General features: G+C 40.0%; 9 protein-coding genes. 1 reads left to right on the top strand and 8 read right to left on the bottom strand.

Translation table 11 applies throughout. The features are described 5' to 3' along the window. Nucleotides 1–262: 262 nt before the first annotated feature. The 4 genes from L1D51_RS09835 to L1D51_RS09850 all read right to left on the bottom strand — a co-directional run bounded on the left by L1D51_RS09835 (nt 263) and on the right by L1D51_RS09850 (nt 4,164). Nucleotides 263–985 carry a hypothetical protein gene (locus tag L1D51_RS09835; RefSeq protein ID WP_239963572.1) on the bottom strand — a complete coding sequence of 241 codons (723 nt, stop codon included), beginning with the start codon at nt 983–985 and terminating at the stop codon, nt 263–265. Between the two features lie 95 nt (nt 986–1,080). After that, the gene (locus L1D51_RS09840) at nt 1,081–1,827 is read right to left on the bottom strand and encodes a CPBP family glutamic-type intramembrane protease (RefSeq protein WP_239963573.1); all 747 of its coding nucleotides are present in this window, start codon (nt 1,825–1,827) and stop codon (nt 1,081–1,083) included. Nucleotides 1,828–2,205: 378 nt separating this feature from the next. Continuing rightward, nucleotides 2,206–3,288: a DUF4785 family protein gene (locus tag L1D51_RS09845; protein ID WP_239963574.1), complete on the bottom strand. Its 1,083-nt coding sequence runs from the start codon at nt 3,286–3,288 to the stop codon at nt 2,206–2,208. A 9-nt stretch (nt 3,289–3,297) separates the two neighbouring features. After that, the gene (locus L1D51_RS09850) at nt 3,298–4,164 is read right to left on the bottom strand and encodes a hypothetical protein (protein ID WP_054551925.1); all 867 of its coding nucleotides are present in this window, start codon (nt 4,162–4,164) and stop codon (nt 3,298–3,300) included. Between the two features lie 542 nt (nt 4,165–4,706). Between L1D51_RS09850 and L1D51_RS09855 the strand changes: the two genes are divergently transcribed. Beyond that, on the top strand, nt 4,707–5,396 hold the full coding sequence (locus tag L1D51_RS09855; RefSeq protein WP_054560750.1) for an alpha/beta fold hydrolase: 690 nt from the start codon (nt 4,707–4,709) through the stop codon (nt 5,394–5,396). 376 nt (nt 5,397–5,772) lie between these two features. Here the strand turns inward: L1D51_RS09855 and L1D51_RS09860 are convergent, their stop codons facing one another. From L1D51_RS09860 to L1D51_RS09875, 4 genes are all read right to left on the bottom strand, one after another. Further along, nucleotides 5,773–7,530: a HEAT repeat domain-containing protein gene (locus L1D51_RS09860; RefSeq protein ID WP_239963575.1), complete on the bottom strand. Its 1,758-nt coding sequence runs from the start codon at nt 7,528–7,530 to the stop codon at nt 5,773–5,775. An 18-nt stretch (nt 7,531–7,548) separates the two neighbouring features. After that, nucleotides 7,549–9,417, bottom strand: a complete 1,869-nt coding sequence (locus tag L1D51_RS09865) for a hypothetical protein (RefSeq protein WP_239963576.1) — start codon at nt 9,415–9,417, stop codon at nt 7,549–7,551. Between the two features lie 487 nt (nt 9,418–9,904). Continuing rightward, entirely contained in the window at nt 9,905–10,909 is a 1,005-nt protein-coding gene (locus L1D51_RS09870) for a leucine-rich repeat domain-containing protein (RefSeq protein WP_239963577.1), read from the bottom strand. A 310-nt stretch (nt 10,910–11,219) separates the two neighbouring features. Next, the coding region (locus L1D51_RS09875) for a hypothetical protein (RefSeq protein ID WP_239963578.1) at nt 11,220–12,356 on the bottom strand (1,137 nt) is incomplete at its 5' end.

A 12,356-nucleotide genomic window follows, 5' to 3' on the forward strand; every position in this document is an offset into this window, starting at 1 on the left:
AATCGCTAACATTGACGGGCTAAAGCCCGACCTACATCTTGCTTCTGTGGTTTAGATAAGCATCGCGCGAAATAAATTTCACGCCAACAGTGGTAGGTGCTAACATCATAGCGTTGGTTTTGGGTTGGAATATCGGCATTAAAACGCCTCCTACAACTCGAATCTCGCTAACTTTTTCGTCTGATAGCTGATGGCTCCAAACGTTGAGTTTCACTCCGCTCTAACCAACCTACCAGCTATTAGCCATAAAAATAACTCACCTTTATGACTTTAAATTAAATGCCAACATGACAAGAGCCGAAATGATCGCAGAAAGTGAAATTAACCGCATAATCAAAATAACTATATTACCTGCACCGCCTGAAGTTGTACCTCTGAATAGTAGTGGGTATTCGTAGAATTTTAAAAGATACAGCACATCAAAAAGACCTACTCGCATACTATCTAGCGTAACAACATCGCCACTTTTTTGATGAATTTCACAAGCGTGTAAATTGGCCGTTTTTTCGTTCACAATATGGCCAGTTCTGCCATGCAAAGTATAATTAAAAATGATTTCTTGGATATCGTCCTTAGCGATTTGCGAAACTTTTGAAGCTTTGCCCTCTATTGCTCGCCTATCTATTTCGAGTGAGTCTTTAGATATACTCATAACCCACTTACGACCAAATCCAAATTTGTTATAAATCACAAATCGCTTGATAACAAATACACAAAGATAACAACTCACACAAGTTACAAAAGCAGGTATCGGCTGCATCGTTTCTTGAAGCACTAGGCTCATTACAGCAATAGCGATAGTCATAAAGAAAAATAAAAATTCAGCGCCGCCCGACAACACAGCTAGGCCCGGTAGCGACGTTAGTTTTGTATTAGAGTCTGCTTGTAAAACTGTCTTTTTATAGAAAGTTGAATACCTAAACCAAACTCGGTCGCTCAGGTTTAAATCTAGGGAGTGCTTCGAAAGTGCCTGATTATAATCCATTATTTAAGTTTCCATTTTTAAAACACAATTTTGCCACTACTTTCCCATTAAGCCAACATTCCTACCTAATGATATATTTCCTTTACGTTCAAGTACTAAACTAACTGCCCAACAAAGTTAACCATATTGTGCGCTACAATTGGAAACACAAGGCTACCAGTCCGCTCTCTTAACCACAGCAAAATAAATCCATAACTCCCAGTTAATACGATTCTGAATGCAGACAAATGCCACTCACCATCGATATACATAACCCCATGAACTAGACCAAATAATAAAACTAAAAGTAACCCAGCAATGTTTATTGGCGAGCCAAAAAAGTTGATGCGCGATGAAGCAACAGCCAATGAAAAACAAAATAGTAAAACACCTCTAAACATTGGCTCTTCATCGAGTCCTGGGATAAGAGCTTGATAGAGTAGCGTTTCAAAATCGTAATTTGGTCCATCGCCTAGGCTAAGCGTTACAATAATCTGCAACACAACAAACAGGGTTAAAACAACGAGTGCAGGCTTAATAGAGCCTTTATTTTGCCTAAAAGTAAAACCAGCATCCCTGATTTTAAAGTCATTTTTAAATGCTGCTAATAAAGCCAAAACCAAAGCCCAAAGAGAAATAGCGACTATTTTTCCTGACCAATTCCATTTGAGATCTGTAAAGAGTAAATCTAAGGAAATGAGCTCTTTACCTTTGAATAAAGCTAAGAAATAGCAAAATAGCATTAAGAGAGTACCAAGCAACCAAGTTAAGTTTACAGTTACTTTATTGAATACTTTTAAAATTAAAACGAGGAATAGAACAACGCCTAAATTGGCAAGCATTCCAAAATACATATCTGGCATAACCGTCCTTGGTGAGCATGCAGCCCAAACTTTATTATTGTTTAATTTCTATAATAAACACAAAGGCAACCTATTAAACAGATATTTGTTTGAGTTCAAATTCACATTGAGCATATTTTTATTTTCAAAGTATATGAACCACAGAGAGCTCCGAGGCACTTTGCGCTACACAGAGAAAAACTGTAAATTACGCGGGGTAAACCCGCTGCTACCTGTTCAGCGTTAAAACACCTCGTATCTCGTCCCTCGAAACTCGCTCACTTGGGTATTTAAAATCTGATAGCTGACGACTGAAAGCTGATAGCTCCTTCCCCCTAGCAACTCGCTAACTTGTTGGGCTTCGCTTCGCTCCACCCAACATACGATAAAAGCTATCCTTTACTCCCCCGCAAACTTCAACATTCGCGTTTGGTCGGTAAGCTCAATATCCACCAGCTCGAACGGGGCTTTGGCTGCTTGAGTGACCGCAAAAGGCATGGTGAAACTGCCGTAACTATCAATCTGTTTTGCTACTTCAACCGTTGCCAGTTTGATGCGCTCACCTTTATCACCTTTGCCTGTTAAGGTTGCACGAATAGCATAGCGGCCTGAGTCGGTCACTTGCACTGGCACCTTGGCTTGGTATTTATTATTGCCAAGCGCAGTGACTTTGGCTTTATCCATACTGATGGTTTGTGAGCTATGTACAAATGGCATTTTTATAGAGCGTTTTACCGTTTGGCCATTCACTTTAGTGTCTATACTGGCCTCAAGCTCATAGTAACCATTTGCGGCACCCAAAGTTTCAAGCGGGTAATTAAATAGAGCTTCACCATTTTCGTAACGTACATCTAGCTTTTCGCCATCAGGGCTTGAAAGCGTTAACTTCACATCACTATCTTTAAAACGCTTTTTACCCATACTAAGCTGCATAGCAACACGTTGTTGCTGATCTTTCACTTTAAACTGCGATTTAGCATGTAAAGCATTGCTCGAGCCTTTTTCAATCACGTGCAGCAAGTAGGTGTCATTATCGTTAAGCGCTTGGCTTGTTCTTAACATTGCTTTGCCATTTACCTGACCTAGCTTTAGCCCAACACTACCATCGCTAAATCCTGCATTTTCCATTTGCTCACGTGCAACCATGGCTTGCATTGGCATTTGTCTAAAGTTGTCATCTCGCACCGACAGCTTATCTAGCTGTAAACCATGAGGCTTAAATACTTCGCCACTATCAAAGCGTGCTTTTGGTGCAATGCGAATAAAGTTATCAGCTTGGTTTACAAAGACAGGCACACCGCGCTTAAGCTCTTTACCCGAAACTTTCTGCCAATATTCAACACTGTTTTTTTCAAGTGTTTGTAGTTGAGCGCTTGATGCTGGTTGAACTTGAGGAAACTGATAAACCGTTTGCTCATTAGCTTTCGCTGCTGTGCTTACAAGCACTATTGTAGCTGCAATTGTGGTTAACTTATTAATCATAGCGAGCTCCTAAATTCGGTTTTTAAGCATGTTTGGCAAGCCAAAACAGTTACGTCGACTTTGCTGATGACTCAAAGGCTCACCACCTTGGGTTCGTGATTTATCAGTAAACCACACCACCCCAGCTAACGACTGAGAACTGCAATTTAAAAAGCCATCTGAGCAGCTATCTAACCAGTTTTGCGTTACTTCAAGGCCCACTTGATTTTGATAACCCCCACAATAGCTGTCGCTATCCCATACCGCTGATTCAACATCACTGCCCACCACGGTTTCGAATCGAGATGGTAAACTTGGGCGATTCGGTGTGCCATACAGCCACTGTGCGTTATACGATTCCATCCAAGATACTTGCTGTTGTTTTACAGCATCGCTGCCGTAACCTAAAAGCCAACCCAAGCTTTGCTCGAACGAATTACCCGCAATAACCGCATCAGCCAACGGCGTGCCACCACTTGAAGGAGCCAGAGCAATAGTACGCGTGACTTTGCTAATAATATTTGGATAACGGCTATCCCATGTTGGGTTAGATAAAATCCAACGCACCACATTGCCACCGTTAGAGTGAGTGATCAGAGTTAAATCAGTGATGTTTTTATTATTGATAAATGTAGTGAGCTGCCCTGCTAAACAGCCAGATGCCGCGTCTGCCCACATGTATTGCTCAAAGTCACAATTAATGACCGTGTAATTACTACTGTTTGGTAAACCTTGACGAACCGTGTCGACAAAACTGCCTGTCCAATAGTCATTATACGCATCGCTTTGCTGGCCTGTACCGTGCACAAATGCGACTCCTTGCGCAGCAAAAGCACTGTGGCTGATACCCGCTGCCAACATTAAAGCTGGCACTAGTGAGAGTGTTTTTATTTTCATGTGTGTTCCTGTTGATTGACATTTTATCTATCAGGTTGGAGGAGTGACCTCCGACCAAAAACATAGACCAAACAGGTACGAAAGCAAGAATAAATTTACATTAATTTAACTTTTGTGTGTTTTTTAAGTACAAATTATTAGATTTTAGGAGAAAAAGTGGTGCGAGATGCGAGGTCCGAGATGCGAGGTCCGAGATGCGAGGTCCGAGATGCGAGATGCGAGATGCGAGATGCGAGATGCGAGATGCGAGATGCGAGATGCGAGATGCGAGATGCGAGATGCGAGATGCGAGGTGCTAGGTGCGAGTAAACTTTCCCCCTTTACTCTTTCTAACTCGCTAACTTTTCAATCTGATAGCTGACGGCTGAAAGCTGATAGGGCTTTTGTTCATCGCGCGAAATAAATTTCACGCCTACAGTGCTAGAAAAATATAACGATATACATTGCACAATGCGAAATAGTATCGCTGCACGAAAGTACTATATCCAGCCCTGTTTAAATTTCATACGTTGTAAATTAAATGTTAAACAGGAGAACACACAATGAAACGCCTATTGACGATGATTGCGCTTTGCGCAGGTATGAGCACAACTGCTTTTGCAGCATGTAAAGATAACGTTGTACTAGTACATGGTAATACCGCCTCCCCTTCGAGTTGGAATAACACAATCAACGAATTAAAACGAAAAGGGTATGTCGACAGTGAGATTTTCACCCCAGATTGGGGCTCTAAATCTTGCGCGAGTTGCAACGATCATAACGGCAGTGAAGAAACGCCCGTACGTAACGCTATTCTTACTGCAATCAACCAATCTTGCACAGGTAAGATTGATATAATCGGCCATTCAATGGGGGTTACACTCGCAGCCCAGCAAATTTATAAGCTAGGCATGGCATCAGATGTTGATACCTTTGTCGGTGTTGCAGGTGCCGCGCGCGGCCTGCTTAGTTGTGGTGTTTACCCATACAATGTGTGGAATAACACATGTGGTTACTATGGCTTATCGGTTGGCAGCCCATTATTAAATAGTATTTATGGAGAAGCATTAGGCGACAAAGTGTATTCAATAAAAAGCTACTCTGATCAAATCGTCTGCTCAACTGGCACTTGTTATGTGTACGGCATTCACAGCAGCCGATTATGGAATGAAAATGCCACCTACACCTACGTACTCGGCCACTTTGGTTTGCAAACTGACACGTATGAAAAACAAGTGAGTTTGATTCAGTAGCTGCAAGTTAGCGAGATTTTAGCAGCGATTTTATATCGCGTAGGAATGGTTATAGGTTATAGGTTATAGGTGCTAGGTGCTAGGTGCTAGGTGCTAACAGCGTAGTGTTAGTTGCGCCTCCCCTATGACTTTTTTCGGCGTTAAAACGCCTCCTACAATTCGCATCTCGCAAACTTTCCCCTTTACTCTTTCTAACTCGCTAACTTTTCAATCTGATAGATCTTATGCTCATCGCGCGAAATAAATTTCACGCCTACGGATAAGCATTTCAATTTAACTATGCGCAGGCACAATCCAATCTAACTTCTGACGACTGGTATCTCTTTTTTCGGCGTTAAAACGCCTCCTACACCTCGTATCTCGCTAACTTATGCTTTTACGAACCATATAGCGCTTTCATCAATTGGCGCAGGTTCTTTTGATTAGTTTCCGTCTTAACCAGTGCTTTTAAACGGCTTTTCACCTCTGGTTTTGACTTCGCTTGTTGACTTAACGCCGATATAGCGGCGCTGCGAATATCTCTTGGGTTACTAGCGTCAGCAAAGGCGTAAATACTATCTACTTGTTCTGCGTCTAACTCATTATTACCCATTGCCTTTAAAATCGCCCCTTGCGTTTTACTATCAGTTTCTTGATTTAGTTGATTACTCAAGTAATTCAAACTGGTTTTACTTGGCATTTTTGCCAGTGCCTCTGCCGCATTTAGGCGTAACCTTGGACTGTCGCCAGCTAAATAATCACCAATAAGCTGTTGATGATCATAGTCTCCACTATTACCCAGTGCGGTGATTAGGGCTGATGCTTTTTGCTCCGTTGCACTTGAACTTAATGAATCAGCTAACTTTTGTGTTAACTGAGTTGAAAACTCACTGCCCTGCTGATTTTTTGCAATCGCCCCCATTACCATTAAAGCACTATGAGCCAGCTTTGAATTTTCTTCATCAAGACCATATGACATGGAATACTCAAAAATCGCCTCAACCTGCATGTCGGTTAACGGTTTTTCACTGTATTTTAGTGCCATTAAACTTCTAAAGCGCTGATTTGGAGAAAATAAATCAGGCTCAACAAATACCTCTGTCAGTAATTGTTTTGAATTAACTGAGTCATGCTTACCTAGGTACATAAACAATTTACTTTCCAAAGGATCTGCAATTGATTTAGTTGAAATAAGCTCTTTTAAGCTCAGCAAATACTGATCATTGTCATAAAGAAATTGCAAAAGCGTTTTTCGGTCTCCCTCTAGCCAATCCATACTTTTTAAAGCAGTGATAAACGCTTCAGTATTTTTTAATGGTTGAGGCGGCGCTTTAGGGTAAACCCAATCTGTGCTTAAATTTTCCCATTGATTAGGGTCTTCGGATAATTGTAGTAACCTTGCATCATCAGGTATCGATTGATTTGAGCGATTTAAACTTAGTGTTTGCAGTACCTCAATATTCATACTTCCATCACTACTACTGACTTGAATATGACTATTTCCAAGGGTTTTTGTTAACCAGCACTTATCGTTTTCAAAAGTAAACTCATCACTAATAATGTTCGCCGCTTCCAACTGCATTAGCTTTTTCGCAGCGTTAGTACTTTGCCTAGTGTCGGTTGGTTCTAAATAACTGAGTTTATTTCGCTTTAGTTTGTTATCAGCTAACACTGTGTAGAGTGATTTGTACTGACCAATATCATCTCGCTCTTTAACCCAATATTTATCCCCTTGTAAGTTTTCAGGGGGTTTTGCACGGTGAAAAGCACGATATAAAGCAATCAGCTTTTGTTGATCGGCCACTTTTAATTTAGCGTTAAACCGATAATCTAAAACTTCACCTGAGTTATTGCTAATTTTCACAGCAAAGGGCACAGAATACTCATTGCTGGTACTCACTGTTTTATTCAACTTTGCTTGAGCTTGGTACAGCTCAAATCCCAACCAGTGAAATTTCTCTGCAACTAACAAAGGCCGGTAAATTAACCGCCCTTGTAAGTCAAACTGGCTTTTTGAGGGGCTATTCATCGAAACAATATTCGTATCTGCTTTTGATTGAAGTTCACCCCAAACAGTACAATGAGGCACTGCATAAGCGGCCGAAGCATAGCCTAATAAAGTGCCAAATAATAAACTCAGTTTAATTAAATGCATTATACCTATGCCTTCATACTAATAATTTAAGGTTGCTGATTCGTCTAAAATTGTCCAGCTTTTATCGTACAAAGTGCTGGTATCGTAGATAGTTTGAGTTTTGGTTTTTGTCTTAATCTTGCAACACCACTTGTATTTAGGGTATTTCACATAAACATAAAATTCACCGGAAATAGCCTCAATATCATTTGTTACATCAATTCCTAAGGTTATTTTAGAATCAGTGATAGCTTTAGCTAAATCCGCATAAAGTGTGGTATTAAATGTATCTGCAATAATTAAGAAGTCGATACCAACACCGCCACTTGCAACGCCCAAATTTATTTCTGCGGTAGCATAAGCATCCATGCTGGCAGTAACAATATCTCCCCCTAAGTCAATTCGGCTATTGCTGTAAGCTAAACCAACACCTAAATCCAAGCTACCAGTGACACCTGCCTCCACTGTCACCGGAACAATCACAATGGTGAACGTCGTTTCAACCACTTTTTGCTCTTCGCTCCAGCTATATCCTAAAGACTTGTCTAAAGCCGTTAACGTGTCGCCCTCGTCAATTAAAGTGTCACCCAGCACACTAAAGTTTGCTGCATAAGAAATCTCACCATCACTTACATTTGCACTCGCTTCAGCGCTGGCACTAACCAAACTCGCTGATTTATCAAATAGGTAAAGATCTAAATCTGCTTCAACTAGCCCCTCGGCTGAACCACCATTACTAGAAGAAACATTCATATAGCTATAAAAAGAAGGGCTGATTGCCACAGCATCGCTGTCACCATAAGTAGCACTCCAACTGCCAACTTTGGCTAACGTTGTTGCTGTAGCAGCAGTAGTCTGCATCGCTGATACCGAAGCTATTGTTGTTTTATTACTATTTAGCTCTACCGATTCTGCAGTACTCACTTCATCATGATAAAGCGCATAAGGTACTTCAACGGTAATACTATTATTTTCGCTATGAGCTTCAATTTCATCAGAGTTGTCGTGGAAGGTAAATGTCATGCTAAAACTGTTTTCACCACCATCGTGATCAAAATCATCGTGTATCGCTTTTAGCAATACGCCATTTACTGCAACATCCCAAGGAAAGTAATGAGATTGCTCATGATCAGGAAACTTAATACGCATAGTCTCCATATAAGCTTGCGCTTGCTCATTCCATAAGTGAGCATGATAAGTCGTTTCGCCGATCGTTATTGTTGCACTGATATCAGCCTCGTTGACTGAATTACCAAATTTGGTGGCATTAATAAAGCCAATTAAATCAGGTACTTTTTGCGTTGGTTCACCAGTACCTGTGGTATCTCTTTTACCCGGGCCAGGAAAAATAGCAAAGCCGTCGCCCACTTTAAGTTTATCTAAAACAAAATCATGGTAATGACCATCGCTAATGGTGACTGAGCTATAGGTGCTTTCGTCACCAGACTCAATGCCACGGGATTTATTATCTGTAACATCAACTTCGTTTGAAATCACACCGCTTGTGTCAACAAAAGCGGCAATAATAAATTCACCCGATACGAGATCTTCATTTGGCAAAATTAATGTTGCCGTATGATTTTGCTCGCCTTCTTGTAACTGCTCGATATAAAACTCCCCCAAATCGTAGCCATCAGGCTCATCTTCAGTTTCGAGTTCAGCGACTTTACTTTTTTCAATTAAAATAAATGAAACACCAACATGTTCATTCGTTAATAAGGTTGTTTCGGTACTGAAATCAACAGTGATCTGTTGCCCTGGTTGATAAACGTCATCAGAGACTGGGGTCATAGATTTCAAAGCGACATTAGCAACAGCTTCTTGTTCGGTAGAGTCATCATCAGAACACCCAACTATTGAAAGTAGGGATAAAGCCAACACAGCACTAATCCTTTGAGACTGATTCATATCACGATTCCTAATTATTGATTTTAATTTCGACAAACTATTAATTAATAAAACTCATACTTCTACTCAAAGTCCAACCGACTTATTTTCGAAACGGTTAAGCTTTAACCCACCCAAATTGGGGTACAAAAGGTTCATATTTCAAAGGGTAAATCACAATAATGGATGAATTATGGAGGGATAAAAAAATTTAATAGGTGCGAGGGACGAGGAAGGAGATAATAGATATCAGTCGTTAGAAGTCAGATTAGATTGTGCCTACGCATACTTAAATTGGAATGCTCATCCGTAGGCGTGAAATTTATTTCGCGCGAAATATATTTCACACCTACGGTATCGGGATTAGCCATAGCAAGGTACAGGCACAATCTAACCTAAACCTTATGGCTTAAAGCTCTTTTGTTTTAATCTGATAGCTGAAAGCTGATAGCTCCTTTCCCCTCGCTAACTTATCGAGTTTCGCAGTGCTCTGCCCAACACGCTGTTATTAATACCCTTCAAACCTTGTTGCACAACCTATGCCTATGCACTCAACACCACTGTCGAGTTCTAACAGCTCTAAATTATAGCTTTTGCTTACATCTACTTTTTTTAGTGGATTATTAAAAAGGCTGATATCTACTAAATTTGCATGTCCACGTAAATCAATGTTTTTTAATTTGTTATTCGACAAAAAGAGCACTTGAAGCATGGGGTTTGCTGTTAAATCGATAGTGCTTAAGCGATTATTACTGGCGTAAAGTGCAGTTAACTTTTTATTATGGCTTATGTCTAAAGCGCTAAGCTGGTTGGCATCTAGGTTTAGTTCGCTGAGCATCTTGAACTTGCTTAAATCTAGGTTTTTTAACTGATTATTTGCAAGCTCAAGATTACGAATACCACTCGGTATATTTACTTTTGTGAGCTTATTGCCCGACAGGTTAAGTTGATATAGTTCAGAATTAACAAGCGTCAATTCACCTGTCAGCTTATTATCATTAAGATCAAGCCATGTAAGTTTACTGTTAGTGCTTACATCAAGCTTTGAAAGCTTATTACCACTCAGCATTAAAGTCTCTAACTCTTCGTTGTTACTTACATCAATACTCGTAAGGCTATTTTGGCTTAAATTAACATGGAAAAGCTGGCTGTTGTGGCTTATGTCGATTTCGGTCAGCTGGTTTGGCACTTTCTTATCGGCAGGTCTACTTGTAATGCCACCAATTTCACCAACTATGAAGCTATCCCCTTCATTACTGAGGACGAGTTTTGTTAAGTTACTAAAATGCTCAAGCCCTTTGGCTGAAGTAATACCGCGATCTCTGCAATGTATTTTTGTCACCTCACCCACAGTTTTATAGCCACTTTCATGTAAACACGCTAAGAAATTAGCATCAGCAACCACACTCTCTATTGGTGTATCGTCATTAGCCGAAGCACTAGCAATCCCAAGATTTAACACAAGCAAACAGGCCAAAGCCCTTTTAATGCGCACAAAGTTCCCTTTAAACATTCTTTCACCTTAAATTTTCAACAACATAATCAGGTGGTTAAGTAAGAGATTTCACCACCCAACAACAAAGAATGCATAATACAGGTTATTTGACATTTGTACCTATATAAATACACAAATACTTTCGAAGTTGTTTTTTAATGGGATCGCGCGAAATAAATTTCACGCCTACGGTGCTAGGTGCTAGGTGCTAGGTGCTAGGTGCTAGGTGCTAGGTGCTGACAATATGGTGTTGGCTCTAGGTTGGTAAAGGGGTCAGGCATAAAGAAGGGCCTGCCCCCGTAGCTTTGTTAAATTACGGTGACACCAGCTAAATACTTATACCTTCGAGTTCACTGTCAGTATTTTGATATTCTTTAATCAAAGGGTGAATTTCAAAATATGGATAAGTTTGCGTTTCAACCACACCCAAATTTGAGAACAAGACAATATTGGATAAATGGGGCCGACTGAAAATGTTCTTGATCTTACCACTAAATCTATCACTTAAGTTAAGTCCCTTATAAGTTTCTATATGGTAAATATGAATAAAAAGAGAGCCTGCCTTACTCTCTTTAAACTGCCTTCTAGATGCATCCTTACATATATTTTCGAACTCTCTAAGCAAAGCTGGCTTAAACGTAGTACTTATGCTGAGTGCATGCCTACTATCTTTCCCATTTACTTGTGAAACAGCGAAAGCAAGTTCAATACCACCCGATTCAAATTTTATATTTTTCCAAACTTCTTCTTTTTCAATGCTCTCTAAATTTGCAAATGTTTTTATACCTACCTTAAAAAGCTCACTATCGTTTGAGCGGCCTGAGATTACGGCATCAACTTCTTCTAAAAGTGTTTTTTGTCCGCTTTTAGATTTAGGGAAACCACTTAACATTTCAAGTTCTACGCACGTTAGTGCACTTTGGGGAGGTTGTTTAACTTTGAGCCCTTTTTCTAGGATTAATTCCAGTAAAACTTGCGCTTCATCACTGGTAATAAACAGCCCTTTATCATAAGCAAAAGACTTACACTCAACTTGAACTTCGCCATCACTACTTGCTAGATAATCAAATGTCTCATTAGAACCATCCAGATCTTTACTTTCTACTACGTAGCCTTTATTAATAAGATAGAAGTAAGAAAAAACTTCAAACATTAACGCTCTCATGTCATCAGATTCTTTCAGAGCTGATCCAAACCTAGATTTCAAACCATTACGTTTTACATCAGGAAGTGTTTCTAAGTATTCTAGAAATTTCCCACTATAATAAAGCGCTTCAGCTATTGCTCCTCTCTCATAAGAGTCACATTTTTCAAATGGCTTGGTTTCCCAAAGGAAAAGACCAAAAGCTATCATTCTTTCACCAAATTTATTTATAGCTAGCGCCTTACCATTTTTACCCGACATTTTTAAAATAATTTTCACCCATGGCTTGTCTGGGTATATAGCCAGTAATTGATCATATAC

Origin of the sequence: Pseudoalteromonas shioyasakiensis, from assembly GCF_022398475.1 — a bacterium.
Lineage (GTDB): Bacteria > Pseudomonadota > Gammaproteobacteria > Enterobacterales > Alteromonadaceae > Pseudoalteromonas.